The sequence below is a fragment of the Nonomuraea sp. NPDC052129 genome (assembly GCF_040680095.1).
GTDB lineage: Bacteria > Actinomycetota > Actinomycetes > Streptosporangiales > Streptosporangiaceae > Nonomuraea.
In genome coordinates this window covers 53,615-73,139 of the sequence record NZ_JBFAVX010000037.1, presented here as the reverse complement: position 1 = coordinate 73,139, position 19,525 = coordinate 53,615, and the positions used below count along the sequence as shown (strand labels likewise).

At 69.7% G+C, this 19,525-nt stretch carries 17 protein-coding genes and 1 pseudogene; 6 read left to right on the top strand and 12 right to left on the bottom strand.

The window, feature by feature from the left end:
• Positions 1-22 precede the first annotated feature (22 nt).
• Positions 23-1,267, bottom strand: coding sequence for an alpha/beta fold hydrolase (locus AB0L53_RS48685; RefSeq protein WP_364010437.1), 1,245 nt, complete (start codon positions 1,265-1,267; stop codon positions 23-25).
• A gap of 60 nt (positions 1,268-1,327) precedes the next feature.
• On the opposite strand from AB0L53_RS48685, the gene AB0L53_RS48680 reads away from it, so the two are divergent.
• The 4 genes from AB0L53_RS48680 to AB0L53_RS48665 are packed head-to-tail and all read left to right on the top strand — an operon-like array spanning position 1,328 to position 3,879.
• Positions 1,328-1,873 carry a helix-turn-helix domain-containing protein gene (locus AB0L53_RS48680; RefSeq protein ID WP_358554014.1) on the top strand — a complete coding sequence of 182 codons (546 nt, stop codon included), beginning with the start codon at positions 1,328-1,330 and terminating at the stop codon, positions 1,871-1,873.
• Positions 1,874-1,933: 60 nt separating this feature from the next.
• Positions 1,934-2,398 (top strand): NUDIX domain-containing protein, encoded by a 465-nt coding sequence (locus AB0L53_RS48675; RefSeq protein WP_364010434.1) that lies wholly within the window; start codon positions 1,934-1,936, stop codon positions 2,396-2,398.
• 54 nt (positions 2,399-2,452) lie between these two features.
• A complete protein-coding gene (locus tag AB0L53_RS48670; protein ID WP_364010431.1) occupies positions 2,453-3,664 on the top strand; it encodes a cytochrome P450 in 1,212 nt (403 codons plus the stop codon).
• A 5-nt stretch (positions 3,665-3,669) separates the two neighbouring features.
• Entirely contained in the window at positions 3,670-3,879 is a 210-nt protein-coding gene (locus tag AB0L53_RS48665) for a ferredoxin (RefSeq protein WP_364010618.1), read from the top strand.
• Positions 3,880-3,981: 102 nt separating this feature from the next.
• Here AB0L53_RS48665 and htpX read toward each other — a convergent pair whose 3' ends face one another.
• The 7 genes and pseudogenes from htpX to AB0L53_RS48630 all read right to left on the bottom strand — a co-directional run bounded on the left by htpX (position 3,982) and on the right by AB0L53_RS48630 (position 12,454).
• Positions 3,982-4,833, bottom strand: coding sequence for a zinc metalloprotease HtpX (gene htpX, locus AB0L53_RS48660; RefSeq protein WP_364010428.1), 852 nt, complete (start codon positions 4,831-4,833; stop codon positions 3,982-3,984).
• Positions 4,834-5,037: 204 nt separating this feature from the next.
• Positions 5,038-6,816 carry an NADH-quinone oxidoreductase subunit N gene (locus tag AB0L53_RS48655; protein WP_364010425.1) on the bottom strand — a complete coding sequence of 593 codons (1,779 nt, stop codon included), beginning with the start codon at positions 6,814-6,816 and terminating at the stop codon, positions 5,038-5,040.
• The gene (locus tag AB0L53_RS48650; RefSeq protein ID WP_364010615.1) at positions 6,813-8,576 is read right to left on the bottom strand and encodes an NADH-quinone oxidoreductase subunit M; all 1,764 of its coding nucleotides are present in this window, start codon (positions 8,574-8,576) and stop codon (positions 6,813-6,815) included. Before AB0L53_RS48650 ends, AB0L53_RS48655 begins: the two co-directional genes overlap by 4 nt.
• Positions 8,576-10,483, bottom strand: coding sequence for an NADH-quinone oxidoreductase subunit L (locus AB0L53_RS48645; protein ID WP_364010422.1), 1,908 nt, complete (start codon positions 10,481-10,483; stop codon positions 8,576-8,578). The genes AB0L53_RS48650 and AB0L53_RS48645 overlap by 1 nt, the downstream gene beginning before the upstream one ends.
• A gap of 275 nt (positions 10,484-10,758) precedes the next feature.
• A pseudogene (gene nuoK / locus AB0L53_RS48640) lies at positions 10,759-11,043 on the bottom strand (NADH-quinone oxidoreductase subunit NuoK); the annotation flags it as partial.
• The gene (locus AB0L53_RS48635) at positions 11,043-11,606 is read right to left on the bottom strand and encodes an NADH-quinone oxidoreductase subunit J (protein ID WP_357954888.1); all 564 of its coding nucleotides are present in this window, start codon (positions 11,604-11,606) and stop codon (positions 11,043-11,045) included. The pseudogene nuoK and the gene AB0L53_RS48635, both read right to left, overlap by 1 nt.
• Positions 11,603-12,454 carry a 4Fe-4S binding protein gene (locus tag AB0L53_RS48630; protein ID WP_364010419.1) on the bottom strand — a complete coding sequence of 284 codons (852 nt, stop codon included), beginning with the start codon at positions 12,452-12,454 and terminating at the stop codon, positions 11,603-11,605. The genes AB0L53_RS48635 and AB0L53_RS48630 overlap by 4 nt, the downstream gene beginning before the upstream one ends.
• A gap of 208 nt (positions 12,455-12,662) precedes the next feature.
• On the opposite strand from AB0L53_RS48630, the gene AB0L53_RS48625 reads away from it, so the two are divergent.
• Complete coding sequence (locus tag AB0L53_RS48625; protein ID WP_364010416.1) at positions 12,663-13,862, top strand: serine/threonine-protein kinase; 1,200 nt, start codon at positions 12,663-12,665, stop codon at positions 13,860-13,862.
• A 559-nt stretch (positions 13,863-14,421) separates the two neighbouring features.
• Here the strand turns inward: AB0L53_RS48625 and AB0L53_RS48620 are convergent.
• Complete coding sequence (locus AB0L53_RS48620; RefSeq protein WP_364010413.1) at positions 14,422-15,375, bottom strand: zinc-binding dehydrogenase; 954 nt, start codon at positions 15,373-15,375, stop codon at positions 14,422-14,424.
• Between the two features lie 78 nt (positions 15,376-15,453).
• Here AB0L53_RS48620 and AB0L53_RS48615 point away from each other — a divergent pair, with 78 nt between their 5' ends.
• Complete coding sequence (locus AB0L53_RS48615; RefSeq protein ID WP_364010410.1) at positions 15,454-16,047, top strand: helix-turn-helix domain-containing protein; 594 nt, start codon at positions 15,454-15,456, stop codon at positions 16,045-16,047.
• Between the two features lie 339 nt (positions 16,048-16,386).
• Here AB0L53_RS48615 and AB0L53_RS48610 read toward each other — a convergent pair whose 3' ends face one another.
• From AB0L53_RS48610 to AB0L53_RS48600, 3 genes are all read right to left on the bottom strand, one after another.
• Complete coding sequence (locus AB0L53_RS48610; protein ID WP_364010407.1) at positions 16,387-17,664, bottom strand: glycosyltransferase; 1,278 nt, start codon at positions 17,662-17,664, stop codon at positions 16,387-16,389.
• A gap of 238 nt (positions 17,665-17,902) precedes the next feature.
• Entirely contained in the window at positions 17,903-18,871 is a 969-nt protein-coding gene (locus AB0L53_RS48605; protein ID WP_364010404.1) for a CU044_5270 family protein, read from the bottom strand.
• Positions 18,868-19,458, bottom strand: coding sequence for an RNA polymerase sigma factor (locus tag AB0L53_RS48600; protein ID WP_364010401.1), 591 nt, complete (start codon positions 19,456-19,458; stop codon positions 18,868-18,870). The genes AB0L53_RS48605 and AB0L53_RS48600 overlap by 4 nt, the downstream gene beginning before the upstream one ends.
• Between the last annotated feature and the right edge of the window lie 67 nt (positions 19,459-19,525).

Here is a 19,525-nt window from a genome sequence, read left to right as displayed (position 1 = left end):
TTCAAGTGTCGAGTCAATGTGGTCAGCCCGCCAGCCAGTCGGCGATGTCGGCGACGACGGCCGCGTCGACATGCTGCGGCGACTCGTATTCCGCGGGAGTGGACGGGCCTGATCCGGAGAAGAACAGGTGGTTGTCGGCGTCGTGGACGCGGATCGTGACGTCCGCCCGGTGGGCGAGACCTGCCTGCCAGCGGGCGAGGTCGTCGGCGACGGTCACCTGGTAGTCGCGGCCGCCCTGCAGGATGAGCATCGGCTTGTCCAGTGCCGCCGCGGTCGCCACCGGGTCGTAGCCGCGCAGATCCAGCCAGTACGCCCCTGAAAAGCCGAACGGCAGCTCGGCGGCGGGCGTGTCGGGCGACAGGTCGGGGCTGTCGACCATCGCGGCCTGCCGCGTGATCATCTCGGCGGCGGCCTGCGCGCCGGGGTCCAGGGAGGCGAGGTAACTGACGACGCGCACGGCGGCCTGGTGCATCGGCTGGGCGTCACCGGCCAGCAGCACCAGACCGGCCACGGACGGCTCGGCGGCGGCGACTCGCGGGGCCACCTTGCCGCCCATACTGTGGCCGGCGACGTACACCCTGGCGGCATCCACGGTTGGGTGGCGCTGCAGCAGGTGGATGGCGGCGACGGCGTGCGGGACGTACTCGTCGGTCATCGTGAAGTCGGACTGGCCGGCGTGGGTGTAGGTCACCTTGTCGAAGCGCAGCACCGCCACTCCACGGCTGGCCAACCCCCAGGCCAGGTCCTTGAGCGGCTTGTTGGGGCCGCTGGTCTCATCTCGGTCGAACGGTCCGCCGCCGCTGAGCAGCACCACGCCGGGCCACGGGCCGCGCCCGCGCGGCAGGCTCAATGTCCCGGGTACGGCCAGCGCGCCGGAACCCACGGTGACCTCGTGCTCGTCGAAACTCTTACGACGCGCGTACGGCGGCGGCGTCCATTGCTCGGTGAGCGGGGGCGCGAGCCGCAGACCCTGCAGCAGGCCGGTCTCGTCGACCGACATGACCACCGTCAACCCGCCCCGCTCGCACGTCACCGGCACGCTCACCCGGGTCAGCCCCGCCTTGATCGGCTCGCTCACCGGTGTCCCCAACGCCGAGATCGACCCGATCCTGGAGATCAGGCCCTCCCACTCGACGCGCAGCGCCTCAGCGGACACCACCGCTCGCAGCGGCGGGGCAAATAGCCGCTCGATGTCCGCGAAGTGCCCATTCTCCGCCAATTCGACGACCGCCGTGGCGGCCGCCGCCGGGCCCATTTCCACCATCATCCCGACACCAACCTTTCTACTGTTTTGCGAACGGTAGCACAACATGAGATCGTTGTTCGGATGGAATCCTTGGAGCTACTGGCACATCCGGTACGACTACGGATCGTGCACGCGATGCGCGGCGGGCGCTCACTCACCACCACTCAGCTGTGCGCCCGGATCCCCGACGTCTCGAAGGCCATGGTCTATCGGCACGTCGACCTGCTCGCGTCCGGCGGAATCCTGGAGGTGGCCGACGAGAGGAGGGTGCGTGGCGCGGTGGAACGCCACTACCGCCTACGCCTCGACCGGGTCACCGTCGACGCCGACGCGCTCGCGGCGCTGTCGCCCGACGACCACCGGCGAGTCTTCGCCACCTCGATGGCGGTCCTGGTCGCCGAGTTCAACGCCTACCTCGACCGCGAGAACGCCGATCCGGTCGCGGATCTCGTCGGTTACCGGCAGCACGCCATCTGGCTCAACCGCGGCGAGTTGGAAGAGATGATCAATGGGCTGCGTCGCGTACTCCTGCCCCTGCTGGCCAACCAGCCGACGCCGGACCGCGCGCAATACCTGCTCAGCCCGCTCTTCTTCCCTCTCGAACAGCCATCCGGCGACTCCGAGTGAAGCGCCGGCCCACCGCACCACGTCCGCGATCCGGAGAGCACCCGCATAAGCTCCAATGACGTGACGAAAATCCCCCTGCGCCGGTTCACGGCCCGTGCCCTGCCCATCGACGAACAGGGCAGGGTGCTCCTGCTCCACGGGTTCGATCCCGCCCGTCCCGACGAGCCGTTCTGGTTCACCATCGGCGGCGCCGCTGAGGACCGGGAGACGCTCCAGGAGGCCGCGCTGCGCGAGCTGCACGAGGAGGTCGGGATCCGGGCCGGGGCCGACCGGCTCACCGGTCCGTACGGCACGAGCACGATCGAGTTCTTCTTCGCCGAGTACGCCGTCACCCAGGACCAGACGTTCTTCGCAGTTCGGGTGGCCGAGGGCACGGACATCTCGTACGAGCACATGGAGGAGATCGAGAAGGCCACCACACTGGGTCACCGATGGTGGAGCCCTGAGGAACTGGAGGCCACTGACGAGGTCTTCTTCCCCGAGGACCTCGCCACCATCCTGCGCAAGATCAACTCGACTGCTTGACGGCCATAAGGCAATTGTTTTAAATGCGGTCATATCGGCCATCAGGAGGTCACCGTGAGTGGCGCGCCCGATTACCCGTTCCGCAATCCCATCGCTCTGGAGCCGCCTGAGGAGTGGGCCAGCATGCGCGAGGGATGCCCGGTAGCCCGGGTCCGGCTGGCCAGCGGCGATGAGGCGACGCTGCTCACCCGCTACGAGGACGTCAAGCAGGTGCTGTCAGACCCGCGGTTCACCCGGCACCTGGACGCTCCCGACGCCGCCAGGGTCAGCGCCGACGCCTCCGGCGGATCGTTCGCCAAGCGCAGGACGGGCATGGCCACCTCGGTCGGTGAGGGGCACCAGCAGTGGCGGCGGCTGGTCGGCAAGGCGTTCACGGTCAAGCGCGTCATGGCCATGCAGCCGCGGATGGTGGCGATGAGCGAGCAGTTGATCGACGCGATGGTGGAGCAGGGGGCGCCGGCCGATCTCGTCTCCGGGCTGGGGTTCCCGCTTCCGGTATGGGTGATCTGCGACCTGCTCGGGGTGCCCGATGAGGATCGTTTCCGGTTCCCGTACTGGTCCGACACGCTCCTTAACATGACGAAGTTCGAGCAGAAGGAGATCGACGCCGCGCAGGCCGACTTCAACGACTACCTCACGGCGCACATCGCCGCCAAGAAGGCCGAGCCGGGCGACGATCTGATCAGTGCCCTCCTGGCCCTCGTCGAGGAGGACGGCCTGATGACGGAGGCCGTCGTCCTGGGCACCTGCCAGGGCCTGCTGGTCGCCGGGCACGAGACCACCGCGAACATGATCGGCAAAATGGTGGCCATGCTCCTGGCCGACCGGCGGCAGTGGGAACGTCTGCTGGCGGACCCGTCCCTCATCCGCTCGGCGGTCGAGGAGATTCTGCGCTACGACGCGAACCCCGGATTCGGGATGCCGCGCTACCTCACCGAGGAGGTCGAGGTCGCCGGTACGACGCTGCCGGCCGGGACCACGGTGGTCTGCAGCCTGGCCTCGGCCAACCACGACGAGGACGCCTTCGCGCAGGCCGGCGACATGGACCTGGGTCGCTCGCCCAACGTCCATCTGGCCTTCGGCGTCGGGCCGTACTCCTGCTTGGGGCAGGCGCTGGCACGTACCGAGTTGCAGACCGTTCTGGCCGTGCTGCTGCGGCGGCTGCCGTCGCTGGAGCTGGCGGTCCCCGCTCGGGAGCTGGCCCGCCGCGAAGGACTGCTCATCGGCGGACTTCAGCAGGTGCCCGTCAAGTGGGTGACCGCCTGATGATCATGAGGGTGGCGGTGGACCGGGACAAGTGCTGCGGTGCGGGGCAGTGCGCGATGATCGCGCCGGAGGTGTTCGACCAGGATGAGGATGACGGGGTCGTGCTGCTGCTCGACGACACGCCGGATTCGCGCCTGCATCGGGCCGTACGGGAGGCGGCGAGCGTGTGCCCGGCCACCGCGATCCAACTGTCCGAGTCCGACGTGACGGCGTAGTGCCCTCCAGCTGTACGAGTCCCCATGTGGTCCGCCCGACTGTACGAGTCCCAGCACGGTCATAGCGTGCGGCCAAGCTCTCCGAGCCCTCAGCGTGGCGGATTAGCGGCGGTAGCCCGCCATGCGTTCCAACCGGGCGACCCGCTCGGAGGTGGGCGGGTGCGTGGAGAACAGCCGCCCGAGCCCGGACCCGCTGAACGGGTTGGCGATCATCATGTGGGAAGCCGAGGTGAGACGGCTGTTCTCCGGCAGCGGCAGCCGGCGCGCGCCCATCTCGATCTTGCGCAGCGCCGAGGCCAGCGCCAGCGGATCGCCCGTCAGCCGAGCGCCGGACTCGTCCGCCTGGAACTCCCGCGTCCTGGAGATCGCCATCTGCACCATTCCCGCCGCCACCGGTCCGAGAACCATCATGAGCAGCGCCCCCACGAACCCGGGCCCCTCATCGTCATCCGACCCGCCGAAGAACACGGCTACGTAGCTGAGCCAAGTGATCATCGTGGCCAGCGCACCGGCTACCGACGAGACCAGGATGTCTCGGTTGTACACATGGGACAGCTCGTGGCCAAGGACCCCGCGCATCTCGTCCGGGTTGAGCAACTGCGTGAGCCCGTACGTCACGCAGACCGCCGCCTGGCGCGGGCTCCGGCCGGTCGCGAAGGCGTTCGGTTGCACGGTGGGCGAGATGTACAGGCGCGGCATCGGCTGCCGGGCTTCGTTGGACAGCTCCCGTACGATCCGGTAGAGCATCGGCTGCTCGACCTCGCTGACCTGCCGCGCCCGCATCGCCGACAGGGCGATCCGGTCGGAGAAGAAGTAGGCGATACCGCTGCTCGCCATGGCGAGCACGAACGCGAGCTGCAGCCCGGTGCCGCCGCCCAGCCACCCTCCCACCGCGAGTATCAACGCAGATAGGCCGCCCAGCAGAATGGCGGTGCGCAGACCGTTGTGGTGCAAGGTTCCCCCCTTCGCGGTGTGGGTTCACCTGGTCCAACGACGATCCCCCGGTTCATCGTTCCCTGTGGCGCCCGCCCGAGGGCACAGTGTGACCGAACCGCCAGCTCAGAGGGTCGGAACCGCGCCCCTCCGCCAACTCTTCCGGAGGGAGATACGCCCTATCCGCTGGCTCACCCGGAGGCGGATGTTGTCTCATCCGCATGCTCACCCGGAGGCGGACAGCGACGTCATCCCCAGCACCAGCTGCGGTGCGACCGAGAACAGCAGCGCCACCACCACAGCGATCCCGACGGCCACCCAGGCGGCGGGAAGCGCCCGGCGGACCCCGGCGGGCACGGGTTCGGCCGGGGTGAACAGCCGGGCCGTCCAGACCACGTAGTAGTACAGACCGATCACGGTGTTGACGGCCATGACCACCGCGAGCCATCCGGCTCCACCCTCGATGATCTCCCGGAACACCACCACCTTGGCGAACAGCCCCGCCAGCCCCGGCGGCAGACCGGCCAGGCAGATCAAGCAGAACGCCAGCGCGATCGCCGCCACCGGACTGCGGAAGGCGAGGCCACGGTAGTCGTCCAGCTCGTTGCGCGCGGTCGTCCGCGACATCAGCATGACGACCGCGAAGGCGCCCAGATTCATGGCCGCGTAGATGACGAGGTACGCCATCGACGCCCCGACCGCCCCGGCGACGTCACCGGCAGTGCCAGCCGCACCCACCACGGCATCGGTCACACCAGGTGCGCCAACCGTGCCCCCTGCACCCACCGCGCCGACCGCTCCCGCAGCGCCAACTACACCTGTTGCACTGGCGGCACCCGCCGCACCCGCCGCACCCGCCGCACCCGCCGCACCCGCCGCACCCGCCGCACCGACGGTAAGGCTAGGGGCAGCGGTCATCGCCCCCGTCTGGGCCGTTACCGCGAGCGGGGCCAGGATGTAGCCGGACTGGGCGACCGAGGACCAGGCCAGCAGGCGTACGGCGGAGCGTTGGCGCATGGCCAGGAGGTTGCCGACCGTCATGGTGAGCGCCGCGACGACCGCGATGATGGGCGACCATGTCGACGCCTGGCCGGGCAACGCCGTGACCAGAACGAGGATCAGGCCCGCGAACCCGGCCGCCTTCGAGATCACCGAGAGCAGCGCGGCGACCGGGATCGGCGCGCCCTGGTAGACGTCCGCCGCCCAGGCGTGGAACGGCACCACAGCGATCTTGAACGCGAAACCCGCCACGACGAGCACCAGCCCGACCGTGACCACGCCCGGTAGCCCGTGACCGGCCGCCAGCAGGGACGAATAAGTCTCCGGCGCCCCCACACCCGGCGCGGGGGTCTTCCCGCTGAACACCGAGGCGAGACGGGAGAGATAGACCGTCCCCGCGATCCCGTACAGCAGCGAGACCCCGAACAGCATCACGGCCGTCGACACGACCGAGACCAGGAAGAGCTTGACCGCCGCCTCGGAGGAGCGCCCGTCGTAGCGTTTGAGCGCGGTGAGGGCGAAGACCGGCAGCGAGACCAGCTCCAGTGCCACCACCAGCATGATCAGGTCACGCGAGGCAGGCAGGGTCACCGCGCCGACCAGCGTACAGAGCAGCAGGAAATACCACTCACCCGCCGGAATGCCGCCCCCGGCCAGCTGGGTCATCGACATCAGCACGACCACGATGCCCGCCACCAGCACCAGCCCGGCGAAGATCAGTGTGAACCGGTCAACCACGAACGAGCACGCCGGCTCACTTCCGGGGCCCGCCGCGGTGGCGAGGCTGTCGGGAACGCAGAAGGTCGCCCGTGCGCCGCCACCGCGTACGGCCTGCGCCACGACGAACCCCAGGGCGACGACGACGCCCGCCAGACTGACCAGACCGAGCCCGGTCCTGGTACGTCCCCCGCTGGGAAGGAACGCGTCGAGCATCAGCACGAGCCCGGCCACCAGCGCGAGGACCAGCGGCACCGCGATGACCGAGTAGTCGATCTGCTGGATCATGACAGGGCCCCCAGCAGGGTCTGTACGGCAGGTGTGGTGAGCGAGAGGAGCAGTTTCGGCCAGAGCCCGAACAGCAGGATCAGCACGATCAACGGCACCCAGGCGGCGAACTCGTAGCCCTGGATGTCCCGCAACACCCGCCCGCCGACGCCACCCTCGCCCTTGATCGCCCCCGTGACCCGCTCACTATCGGGCGATTCGCCTGCCCACGCGGCCTGCTCGCTGTCCGGCGACTCGCCCGGCCACGCAGCCTGCTCACTGCCGGGCGGCTCACCCGCCCACCCAGACCGCTCGCTGTCCGGCAACGCAGACCCGTCGGATGGCCGGACGCCCACGCCAGAAGCGCCCGAGCGGGCGGCGGCCGGGACCGCCTGGGCGCGTTCGGGGCGCCCGTGTGTCACGCGGGACAGCATGACGAGGAAGTACGCCGCCGTCAGCACCGCGCCCAGCCCGCCGATCACCATAAACGTCAGGAACAGCCCCCGAGGCAGTCCGGCCGCCGGCTGGAAGGCGCCGAAGAGGGACAGCATCTCCCCCCAGAACCCGGCCAGCCCCGGCACTCCGAGCGAGGCGATGGCCGCGAAGGTCAGCACCGACCCCAGGTGAGGAAGTGCGGCCAGCATGCCGCCGCCGAGTGCGCGCATGTCGGCCGTGCCGTAGCGCTCCTTGATCGCGCCGGCGAGGAAGAACAGCAGGCCGGTGATGAGGCCGTGGGCGACGTTCGCGAACAGGGCGCCGTTGATGCCCACGGTGGTCAGCGTGGCGAAGCCCAGCAGGACGAAGCCCATATGGCCCACGGAGGAGTAGGCGATCATACGCTTGAGATCGCGCTGCGCGAGGCAGGCCAGGGCCCCATAGACGATGCCGACCACGGCGAACGCCCCCAGCCATGGTGCCACCGCCGCCGCCCCTTCCGGCAGGACGGGGATGGCGATCCTGGCGAAGCCGTATGTACCCATCTTCAGTAGCACGCCGGCCAGCAGCACCGAGCCGACAGTGGGCGCCTCGGTGTGCGCGTCGGGGAGCCAGGTGTGCAGTGGCCACATGGGCGTCTTGACCGCCAGCCCGACGCCGATCGCCACGAACGCGAGGATCTGCACGGCCCTGGGCATGCCCGCGCCGTGTGCCTGGCCGAGGGCGACGATGTCGAGCGTGCCGGTGCGCGCCCAGACGAGCAGCAGGCCGAGCAGCATCACGACCGAGCCGAGCAGCGTGTAGAGGATGAACTTGATCGACGCGCCCCGCCGGCCCTTGCCGCCCCAGATGGCGATCAGGAAGTACATCGGGATCAGCACGATCTCGAAGAACACGAAGAACAGCAGCAGGTCGAGCGCGAGGAAAGTACCGATCATGCCGACTTCGAGCACGAGCAGCGTGAACACCAGTGCCCGCGGCCGCCCACCCCCCGCTCTCGGTCGCAGCAGCTGGCCGGGACCGCGCGCGTCTCCCCAGCTCAGGTAGACGAAGCAGAGGAACGTCAGGAGGGCCGTCAGCGCGATCAGCGGCAGCGAGATGCCGTCGACGGCCAGGTGGAAGTGGAGACCCAGCCCCGAGATCCACTCCCGGTCGACGGCGAACTGCGGCCGCGCCGTCTGCCCGTAGTCGAACGTCGCCACCATCGCCACGGCCAGCACCAGCGCGACACCCGACACGACCAGCCCGTAGACCCGCAGCCATGGACGCAACACGGTGGGCGACACCAGCAGGAGCAGCGCGCCGAGCAGAGGCACCGCCAGCAGCGCCACAGGAAGCCAGCTCATCATGTGAACACCACCGCCCCCACCACGATCAGGAGGACCCCGGCGAGCACGCCGCTCACATAGAGCTGGACGTTGCCGTTCTGGGCGAGCCGCAGCAGACCGGACAGCCCTCGCGCGGACCGTCCCGAGCCGCGCACCGCCCCGTCCACGACCACGTCGTCCGTCCTGACCACTAGCCTGGCCAGCGCCAGGGCAGGCCGGACGAACAGGGCGGCGTAGACGCCGTCCACGTAGAACGCCCGCTCGCACGGCACGCGCAGGGGACCGAGCAGCCGGGCCGGGTCGGCGAAGGGGTCACTGCGCCAGAACGCGTACACCACCCCGCCGCCGAGCAGCGCGAGCACGACGCTGACGGCCGCCACCCCGAGCTCCACATGGAGCCCACCGGCGAACCCGAGGAGCACGGCGGGAACCGAGAGAAGCACGATGGGCACGAGCATCGTGCGTGGCGCCTCGCGGATGTCGACCACGTGGGCCGTGCCGGGCTCGGGCTCGGGGAGCGCCACGACTCTCGCCTCGCCGAAGAAGGTGCGTAGCCAGGCTCGGGTCGCGTATGCCCCGGTGACGGCGACGGTCGCGAGCGCGCAGCCGTACAGCAGCAGGGCGGCGGCATCCGTCAGACCGCTACCCGGCAGCGCGGGGTCCATGGTCAGCAGGAGCTCGTCCTTGCTGAAGAAGCCGCTGGCCGGAGGCAGCCCCGCGAGGGCGGCGAACCCGATCGTCATCGTGACGAACGTGACCGGCAGCGCCCGTCTCAGGCCGCCCATCTGACTCATCAGGTTGGAGCCGACGTGGTGGATGACCGCGCCCGCGCACAGGAACAGCAGCGCCTTGAACGCGCCGTGCGTGAGGAGGTGGAAGATCGCCGCGCTGTCGGAGCCCACCGCAAGCCCACCGGCCATGTAGGACAGCTGGCTGATCGTCGAGTAGGCGAGCACGCGTTTCAGGTCGTCCTGGGCGAGCGCGGCCAGGGCGGCGCCCAGCATGCCAAGGGCGGCCATGACGGCCAGCACGTCGAGCGTGGGAGGGGCGCCCTGGAACACGGGGAAGAGCCGCGCCACGATGAAGATCCCGGCGGCCACCATGGTGGCGGCGTGGATCAGCGCGCTGATGGGGGTCGGGCCCGCCATCGCGTCGGGCAGCCAGGTGTGCAGCGGAACCTGCGCACTCTTGCCCGCCACCCCGGCCAACAGCAGCATGGTGGCGGTCACCATCGTGCCCGTGGACATCTCGGGCACCTTCTCCAGCACTTCATATATCTGGAAGCTGCCCGCGGCGCCGCCCAGCACAAAGATGCCGAACAGGAAGCCGACGTCGCCGAGCCGGGTGACCAGGAACGCCTTGATGGCCGCCCGCGAGTTGCTCTTGTCCTCCCACCAGTGGCCGATGAGCAGGTAGGAGCACAGGCCCATGACCTCCCAGCCCACGTAGAGGACGAGGAGGTCGCCGGCGTAGACGACCAGCAGCATCGCGCTGGTGAACAGGCTGATGAAGGCGCTGTAGGAGGGATAGCGCGGGTCGTCGTGGAGGTAGCCGACCGAATAGACCTGTACGGCCAGCGCCACGAGGGTCACCAGGACGCCGAGGATGGCGGACAGGTCGTCGGCCTGGAGGGTCAGCGAGATCGGGACGGCGCCGGTGCCGATGGTGCCGTAGGTGCGGCCGACGGCCGGGGCCGGCGGCGCGTCTTCTAGGAAGGCGAAGCCAGGTGCCCAGGCCAGCCAGAGCGCCAGGACCGCGGCGGCCGCCGTGGGCACCACCGCGATCCACGCCGCCCGCGTGTTGGCCGCAGAGCCCCCTGAACCGGGTCTGCTTTCCGGGCGCCGGCGCGGCCAGCGCGACAGCAGCAGGCCGGCGAAGGCCGCGACGAACGGCAGGACGACGGCCAGGAGCGGGAAGACCGTCACGACGCGCCCCCTCGCTTGGCGGGCTCGGCTTTCGTGGCCGAGTCCCCCGCCACCGCAGGCTCTGGTGTCGTGGTCGGATCCCCCGTCACCGCGTTCTCCCGTGTCGTGGTCGGGTCCCCTGCCACCGCGGGCTCACCCAGCCGACGTGTCGGCGGGTCATCCGACGTGCTGGGATCTGCGGGATCGCCCGGCATGCCGGAGTCTGCTTGGTCGCCCGACCTACCCGCCGGGTCCGCCGAGGTGTCCGACGTGCCTGGTTCGGACAGGTCGCGGAGCTGGTCGATGTCGACCGTACGGCGGTTGCGGTAGAGGGACAGCACGATCGCGAGCCCCAGCCCGACCTCGGCGGCGGCGATCACGATGATGAACAGCGTGAGCACTTGGCCGCTGTGCAATCGATCGCCCAGCCACACATCGAACGCGACCAGGTTGAGGTTGACGGCGTTGAGCATCAGCTCGACCGACATCAGCACGAGGATCGTGTTGCGCCGGGCGAGCACCCCGTAGACGCCGACGGAGAAGAGGAGCGCGGAGACGACCGCCGGGTAGACGATGTGCACTAAGAACCCCCGGTCTGCTCAGGTGGCGGACCCCCGGGTATGTCCGTGCGCGACAGCACGATGGCACCGATCAGCGCGGCCAGCAACAGCACCGAGAGCGCCTCGAAAGGCAGCACCCACGTGCTGAACACGCTGGCGCCCAGCTCCTTCGCCGCGCCGGCGCCGGGTTTCAGCGGTGTGTACGCCGTGCGGAAGCCGTCGATCACCACGGTGACCAGGACGGCCGCCGTCGCCACCGCCACCACGGCCGCCACCCACCGGTTGCCGCTGTCGAGATCGGCGGAGCGGCCGATCGGGGCACGGGTCAGCATGATCCCGAACAGCAGCAGGACCACCACCGCGCCCACATAGATGAGCACCTGGACCCAGGCCACGAACTCGGCGGTCAGCACCAGGTAGCCGCCGGCGAGGGCGCCGAAGGAGACGACCAGCCAGAGGGCGGCGTGGACCAGTTGCCTGGTCGTGACGACGAGCAGCGCGGATCCGACCGCCACCGCACCCAGCAGCAAGAAGACGATCTCTTGCCCGGTGGGTGACAGATAGGAGGGCACCGCCTCGGTCACGAATCCTCCTCGGACTCCCTTGTCTTTTCCGGGTCGAGCCGCCCGGGCGGGCGGATGGATCGAGGATCGGCCATCTTGCGCCCGCGTCGGCTCGTGCCAGAAGTCTGCTCCCCGCGGCCGGGCGGCGACGACGGTTGGCCCGTGCCTGTGGAAAACTCTTCGGCAGATGGCCGACCTGTGGATGACGGGCCGGATTCGGCGCCGGTTTCAGCGCCGGGAGCCGGTCCGGAGGCGGTTTCTGCGGCAGGTCCGGACGCGGTACTGGAAGCAGCGGCACTGGAAGCAGGGCCAGAAGCCGCTCCGGATGCGGGGCCAGAACCTACGCCAGATGCGGGGCCAGCAGCTTTATCGGCGCGGTCCACGGCCGGGCCTGCGCTGCCAGGGCGGGCTGTGGACGGGCCACGGGCCGGGCGGCGGGCAGCGGTGAGTTCCTTCGGCGGCTCGGCGCCAGGGTCGTGGGCCGGAGGAGGCGGAACCGTGGGAGCCCAGGTCGCGAGCCGATCCTTCTCGTGCAGAAGGTTCCGGATGTCACCCTCGGCGTACTCGAACTCCGGCGACCAGAACAGCGCGTCGAACGGGCACACCTCGATGCAGATCCCGCAGTACATGCACAGGGCGAAGTCGATGGCGAACCGGTCGAGCACGTTCCGCTGGCGGGGACGTCCGCCCTCAGGGGCCGGGAGGGTCTCCTTGTGCGAGTCGATGTAGATGCACCAGTCGGGGCACTCGCGCGCGCAGAGCATGCAGGAGGTGCAGTTCTCCTCGACCAGGGCGATGACGCCACGGCTGCGCGGTGGGAGGGCGGGCTTGACCTCGGGATACTGCTGTGTCACGGATTTGCGCAGCATGTGACGAAGAGTGACCGATAGGCCCTTCGCGAGGCCGACTCCCGGTATCCGCGCCATATCAACATCATGTCGCACTTGACCGCGCAGGTGAACGCTCCAGGCCCGTTGTCCCCAAGTTTTCCACAGCTATCCACAGGCAGACCGGAGGTTATCCACAAGATGTGTCCACACCCGATATGTGAAAGTCCTGCGCGATAGTCTTCCCGCCATGTCGTACAGCCAGCCGCCCCGTCCCAGCGGCGGAGCGTGGGCGGCGGCCATCGTGTGGGCGGTGCTGCCGCTACTGACGTGTGGGCTGGCGACGCCGTTCACGATCGGGTTCGCGGCCTACTGGCTGCGGAGCACGTGGCAGGTCGTCGCGGCGGGCTTCTATGCCATCTGCATCGGCTCGTTCTTGCTGGCGGCCGTGACCTACGCGGAGTACGACGCGTTCCCGGACCCGCTGTCGGGGTTGGTCACGTTCGCGCTGGCGATCAGCTGGCTGGGCGGGGTCATCCACTCGGGCATCCTCGTGCCCAAGATGGTCAGGGCCCGCCTCAACAAACCTGTCTACCAGCCTCCCCACCTGCACCGGAGCCCTCCCCCGCCCTTCGATCTGCACCAGCGCACCACCGCCCCGAGCCAGCAGCGCCGACCGCACGAGCCCGAGTGGATCGGGCACTACCGGGTGCTCCAGCCGCTCGGGCGAGGCGGGCAGGGCGCGGTCTATCTGGCGATGGCGCCCAACGGCGTACGCGTCGCGGTCAAGGTCCTGCACGACCTCGTGGACGAGGTGGCGCGGGCCAGGTTCGCCAGGGAAGTGGACGCGGCGCGGCGGGTGGCGACGTTCTCCACGGCCCGGGTGCTCGACGTCAGCATCACGGGTCAGCATGCCTACATCGTCAGCGAATACGTCGAGGGTCCGTCGCTCGAACATCTCGTACGCAAGTACGGCCCGCGCGACGAGGACAGCCTGACGCGGCTGGCGTTATCCACAGCCGGGGCACTCGCCGCCATCCACAAGGCGGGGGTTGTCCACCGCGACTTCAAGCCGAGCAACGTACTGATCGGATCGGACGGACCGCGAGTGATCGACTTCGGGATCGCGCGGGCGCTCGACCAGATGACGGTGACCTCGGGCAAGATGGTCGGCACCCCGCCGTACATGTCGCCTGAGCAGTTGTCCGGGTCCCCGGTGGGGCCGCCGTCCGACGTGTTCAGCTGGGCTGTGACGATGATGTTCGCGGCGACGGGGCGGCCGGCGTTCGGGGAGGATACGGTGCCCGCGGTGTTCAACCGGGTGCTCACCTTCCATCCGGACCTGTCGCCGTTACCGCCCGCCCTGCGCAGCGTCGCGGGCGCCTGCCTCCACAAGAGCCCCGACGACCGGCCGTCCGCGTCCGACGTGATGCTGGCCATCGTCCACTGACCCGATCCACCTGAGCCCGACCCGCCGACATTCCCGCGTCTGCCGACCCGCATCACCCCGGTCCGGTCCGCTGGCATTCCCGCGTCCGCTGCCCCGGCCCGGTCCGGCCCGACTGACCTCCCCACCCACCGACCGGCCGGTCGCCGCTCAGGTGTATGACTTCCGCCGCCCAGATGTCGGCTGGGCCGGTAAAGCTCCCATCGGTCCTCATGCTCGCCGCCGACGGAGCCGCAGGCGGGGATCGCGGAGTGCGAACGGCATGGTCCGCGCGGGCCAGGACGGATATTCAGCCGCCCCGGCAGGCGTGCGCTCGTGATCGGGCTCACGACCTGAACAGGCCCACAGCTCCCGGGCGGGGGAAGTGATCCGGGCGCCGAACATGACCTCCCTCGTAATCCACCGCTGCTCCCGGGCGGGGGGAGTGATCCGGGCGCCGAACATGACCTCCTTCGTAATCCACCGCTGCTCCCGAGCATGAGGACGTGATCGCCGCCGCTGGTGAAGGGGCGCTTGCTGGGCCGACTCCCACATGCGGCTTCGGCGGGACTGCCGGAGCGGGCTACCGGCTGGGGTCGATGACTAGTTTGCCGGTCGTACGGCGGCTGCGGAGTTCCTCGTGTACGTGCTGGATCTCCGACATCGGGTGGTCACCACCATGGATGACGCGGAGTTCGCCCGCGGCGACCTGTGCCGCCAACTCCGCGTACGCCTTGGCAAGAGTCGCCGGCTGGGCGAAGGCGTTCATGAGCCAGAAACCGCTGACAGTGAGGGAGCGGCGCTGGAGTGCGCGTGGCGACACCCTCTCGGGTTCGACCCGGCCGGCCATTCCGTAGAAGGCGAGTCGGCCGAAGGGGGCCAGCGCGGCGATGCTCTGGTCGGTGACAGGGCCGCCGGTCATTTCCAGGACCACGTCGACCTGCTCACCGTGATTCGCCGCGCACAGGGCCGCGGTGAGGTCCTCGGCCGCGGGGTCGACGGCGGCGTCCGCGCCGAGAGACAGCGCCAGTTCACGCTTCTCCGGAGTGGAGGCCGTGGCGATGACCCGGCCCGCGCCGCTCAGCTTGGCCAGTTGTACGGCCAGCGAACCGACGCCGCCGGCCGCCGCGTGCACGACCACGCTCTCGCCGGATCGCACGCGGCCGGTGTGGTTGATCAGCCACCAGGCGGTCAGCCCTTGGATGAGGAGGGCGACCGCGGCGACGTCGTCGACCTCGTCGGGCACGGGGAAGGCGGCGTCATCCCGTAGTAAGGCTTTCTCGGCGTACCCACCGCTCTCGATCATGGCGGCCAGCCGTCGGCCGTCCTCGGTCCGGCCGACGACTTCGCTACCTGGCACCAGCGGCAGCGTGGCCGGGGCGAGGTAGGCGTTCTCGCGCAGGAGGGTGTCGGCGAAGTTCACCCCGCATCGCGCCACGTGAAGGAGGGTTTGGCCGGGGCCGGGCTGGGGGTCGGGCACCTCGCGTACGGCCACCACTTCCGGGCCGCCGAACTCCGTTATCTGCACTGCTCGCATGTCAGCTCCTAGGCATCTCGTACCAATTGGTACTGAGTACCATAATGGATCGCGTTCGGAAAGCGATAGACTGCGTTGGTGTCTCGACCACCCCTCCGCGTGCGCAAGCGGCAGCGAGCTCGTGACGAGATCGTCGCGGCCGCGTACGAGTTGTTCGCCGAACGCGGCTATGCCGACGTGACCGTCGCGGACATAGCGGAACGGGCCGAGGCCGGGCGTACGACGTTCTTTCGGTACTTCGGTGACAAGCAGGAGGTCGTTTTCGCCGACGAGCAAGAGTGGCTCGACAAGGTCGCCCGCCGGCACCGTGAGCTACGCCTCGACGGGGCGCCCACCTTGTCCGAGGCGCTCGTTCTGCTGCGTGAGACCACCCTGGCCATCTGCGCCGAAGTGACGCGGGACGCGGAGCACTACGTCCGGCGCGAGCGGCTGATCGCCGACAACCCCGAGCTCAGCGACCGCGCGGACCGCAAGCAGCGGCGTCTCGCCGAGACGCTGGGTGAGATCCTGCGCGACCAGGGCGCATCGCCCGAAACGGCCGCGCTGGCGCCGCAGCTCGCGCTGGCCTGCTACAACGCCGGCCGCGAGATCGCCGCCGACGACCCAGCCGCGCTCGGACCGAGCGTGGCCGCCGCGTTCGACCGGCTCGGCATCGCCTCGACCACAGCCTGACACCCCACCGGACTCCAACCAGCCCAGCACCATCCCCACCACAGCCTGACACCCCCACCGGACTCCAATCAGCCCAGCACCATCCCCACCACGGCCTGATACCCACCGGACGTAGGTAGGAGCAGCTCGAGCCTCCAGGACCCCGGGGTTCAGACTGGTAGGAATCGCTGATCAAGTGGTCTGCATCCGAGCCAGTCACGCCGAGGGCGTTCACTCTGAGTGGTCATTCGGGCGTAGCGGTTCCAGGTCCCGCCTGCGTCAGCGGCGACTCGGGTGGTGGTCTTGTCGTGGAAGCCGAGGGCGCTGACCGCTGCGGGGGCCTGAAGGACGAGTTCGCCGCTACCGGCGCCTGGGCCGGCGGGGGAGCCGGTCGAGCGTCTCGATGACGCGGGCGGGGCCGTCCTCGGCGCCGACGCGCCTGGCCAGCTCGGCGGCCCGCTGCCGGTAGACAGGGTCGGTCACGGCCTGGCGTACCAGATCACCGAGGCGCTCGGCTGACAGCTCGTTCATCGGCACGTACCCCGGGCTGACCCCCAGCCCCGCCAGACGGCGCGACCAGAACGGCGCGTCACCCATCATCGGCACGGGTACGGCCGGAACGCCCGCGCGGACACCCGCCCCCGCCGTGCCCGCCCCCGCGTGGTGGACCACGGCGGCCATCCGGGGGAACAGCCACTCGTGCGGCGTGTCGCCGATGGCCAGCACGTCGTCCCCCATCGCCGACAGCTCCGACCAACCCGCCTGCACCACCGCCCGCGTCCCTGCGCGGCGCATGGCGGCGGAGATGGTCTCGGCGAGTTTCTCCGTGTCGTGCCGGGTGATGCTGCCGAAGCCGACGAACACCGGCGGCGGCCCGGCCTCCAGGAAGTCGGTCAGCTCGCGCGGTGGCCGCCAGTCCTCGCGCGCCGGCGGCCACCAGTAGCCGACCACCTCCACGCCGGGACGCCAGTCGACCGGGCGCGGCACGACCTGGGGACTGTAGCCGTGCAGGATCGTCCAGTTCTCGTCCTCGACCGTCCGCCCGCGCACCTCGCTGAGCCCCGTCTGCGGCAGGCCGAGCTGCTGCTGGAAGGCCCTGATCGGGGCGTCGAGCGGGGTCCTGACGTGGCTGGTGACCCCCATTAGGAGGCGGGGGAGGTGGCGGTTGCCCCACCTGCCGAGGAACCGTACGTCGAACGACGGCAGCGCGAAGTCGGCCGTCGGGACGCTGGGGAACAACTCCAGGCCCACGGCTGGGATGCCCATGGCCCCCGCCGCCAGGTAGCCGTGCCACAGGGCGGTGCGGTGCAGCAGCAGCACGTCGGCGCCCTGGGCGGCCGAGACGACCCCCTTGCCGGTCTCCTCCAGCAACCGCATGCCCATCTGGATGTTGGTCTTCATGGCGCGCAGCGTCCCGGTGCCGCGTCCCTGCCACCTCTGGCCCTCCTCGGACCCGAGCATGGCCCGCGTGTCGCCAGGGACGAGCCGGAACTCGCAGCCCGCCTCGTGGACGAGGCCGGCGAAGCTCTCCTGCGCGGCTATCGCCACGTCGTGCCCCGCCGCCTTCAGGCGAGCTCCGAGGCCGGTGTAGGGGGCGACGTCTCCACGGGATCCGCCGGTGATGATGACGACTTTCATGGGCGCGCTACGCCTCCGGACGCGTTGGTGGGCAAGGCAATGCACCGCGTGCGCGTCCCATCTGGCACGCCAAGGCGGGCATTCGATTCTGTACCAGCTAGCAATTTCAGCTTAGACTGAAACTACTAGCAACGGCAATCGCCGGACGCGCGCACGTGCACACTTCGATCCCGTACGCGAAGGCATCACCGAGTGGCTCGGTGTCGCGCCCGGTAGACGGAGGGAGTGGCTGCTTCCCCTACCGCTGTTCGCCGGGCTTGTCGACGGCCTTGGCGGTCATACGTGCGGTCCACACCAGAGGGGTGCCCGCCTTGACCGTGCGTGTCGCGCCGTCAGGAAGGCCGAAGGTACGCTCGGCGACGCTCTCGCCATACGTCCCCAGGAACCGGTAGTCCTGCGCGCTCACAATGATCTCGTAGCGCTCCGAGGCTCCCGTGTAGACGAACGCGGCCCCGTGGCGGCCCGCCGCGTCGATCGCGTCCTGCTTGACCGAAACCCCCTGGATCGTGGGCAGCGCCCGGAACAGCGCGGCCCGCACGTCGGCGCTTAGCGGCTGGTCGCTCAGCAACTGGGAGATCGTCTGGAAGATCCGCTCCTGCCTGGTCGCGCCTGCGTCATCAAATTCCGAGACAGGAGTGGCGTCGACGCTCGCCCCGATCCTGGCGATCATCTCCTCGGGAGTGACCGGCGCCCTGGCCAGGTCCACGCCCGTGATGCCGGGGCCGACCTCTTGGATGACGAGCTTGCCCCGTCCGTCGTCCAACGCGGTCTGCTTGCCGTCCATGCTGTGCCACGTCTCGAGGGTGACCCGCTTGTCGCGATCCACCTCGGGCTCCGGTTCCTTGCGGAGGGGAGCGATCGTCTGTTTCACGTACAGCCAGTGGCCCGGCGACGGCATGATCTTGTACGGGTCGATCGCGGCGCTCCTGGCCGCCTTGTCGCCGAGCTCCTGAACGCGGGCGACCGGGGTGATGGCGGGTTGTTCATCGCCGCGTACCGCGAGGATGCCCGCGCCGGCGGCCAGCGCGACTGACGCGGCGAGCGCCAGACGCCAGGCCAGGCGCGGCCTGCGCCGCCTCGGCGCGGGCAGCGGCGGCATGGGGACCGGCTCGCGGATGGCCTGTAGCAACCGGGTGCGCGCCGCCTCCTTCGTCCCGCCGGTGATCGCCGGAGTAGCCTCAAGGAACCGTCCGAACTCGTCCATCATGCGTCCTCTCTCGTCTGACAGCCGGTGCCAAGAGCGGCCCGCGCCTGTTTGCGGGCCCGGTGCAGGCGCGAGCGCACGGTTCCGATCGGGATATCGAGTGCCTGCGCCACCTCCTCGTAGGCCAGTTGTCCCAACGCCGCCAGCAGCAGCACGTCGCGATCACCGCTGGCCAGGCCCGTCAGCGCCCCCGCAAGCCGACGGTCCTCTGCTTGCGCGGCGACGCGACCGATCACCGTGTCGGCCATCGGCTCCGGCGGTGGCTCCACACCGGTACGCGCCAGCGCCCGCAGGAACCGCTCCTCATCACGCCGCTGTTTGGCGATGAGGTTGGTCGCGATGCCGTACAGCCACGGCCTGGCCATCGGCTGGGTGTGATCGTAGGAAGCGCGGCAGCGGAAGGCGGTCAGGAACGTTTCCGCCACGATGTCGTCGGCGGCCTGCACACCCAGCCGCCGCGCGACATAGCGGTGGATCTGCTCGACGTAGCGGTCGAACACGCCGGCGAACTGCTCCGGGTCGTCGACTGACCGGCGGATGAGCTCGGCGTCGTCCGCCTCGACCATCCCCTCCGGTGGTGTTCGTGTCATGCCTGCTGTTTCCCGATGGGACGAAACGAGTTCTCGACGGCATCCGGGGGCATGCGAGGCGTGGCCC

What these genes read in the sequence shown, in the direction of transcription:
- AB0L53_RS48685 (WP_364010437.1), bottom strand. Translation starts at nt 1,267, where the DNA reads ATGATGGTGGAAATGGGCCCGGCGGCGGCCGCCACGGCGGTCGTCGAA.
- AB0L53_RS48680 (WP_358554014.1), top strand. Translation starts at nt 1,328, where the DNA reads ATGGAATCCTTGGAGCTACTGGCACATCCGGTACGACTACGGATCGTG.
- AB0L53_RS48665 (WP_364010618.1), top strand. Translation starts at nt 3,670, where the DNA reads ATGAGGGTGGCGGTGGACCGGGACAAGTGCTGCGGTGCGGGGCAGTGC.
- AB0L53_RS48655 (WP_364010425.1), bottom strand. Translation starts at nt 6,816, where the DNA reads ATGATCCAGCAGATCGACTACTCGGTCATCGCGGTGCCGCTGGTCCTC.
- AB0L53_RS48650 (WP_364010615.1), bottom strand. Translation starts at nt 8,576, where the DNA reads ATGAGCTGGCTTCCTGTGGCGCTGCTGGCGGTGCCTCTGCTCGGCGCG.
- AB0L53_RS48630 (WP_364010419.1), bottom strand. Translation starts at nt 12,454, where the DNA reads ATGCTGCGCAAATCCGTGACACAGCAGTATCCCGAGGTCAAGCCCGCC.
- AB0L53_RS48625 (WP_364010416.1), top strand. Translation starts at nt 12,663, where the DNA reads ATGTCGTACAGCCAGCCGCCCCGTCCCAGCGGCGGAGCGTGGGCGGCG.
- AB0L53_RS48620 (WP_364010413.1), bottom strand. Translation starts at nt 15,375, where the DNA reads ATGCGAGCAGTGCAGATAACGGAGTTCGGCGGCCCGGAAGTGGTGGCC.
- AB0L53_RS48610 (WP_364010407.1), bottom strand. Translation starts at nt 17,664, where the DNA reads ATGAAAGTCGTCATCATCACCGGCGGATCCCGTGGAGACGTCGCCCCC.
- AB0L53_RS48605 (WP_364010404.1), bottom strand. Translation starts at nt 18,871, where the DNA reads ATGATGGACGAGTTCGGACGGTTCCTTGAGGCTACTCCGGCGATCACC.
- AB0L53_RS48600 (WP_364010401.1), bottom strand. Translation starts at nt 19,458, where the DNA reads ATGACACGAACACCACCGGAGGGGATGGTCGAGGCGGACGACGCCGAG.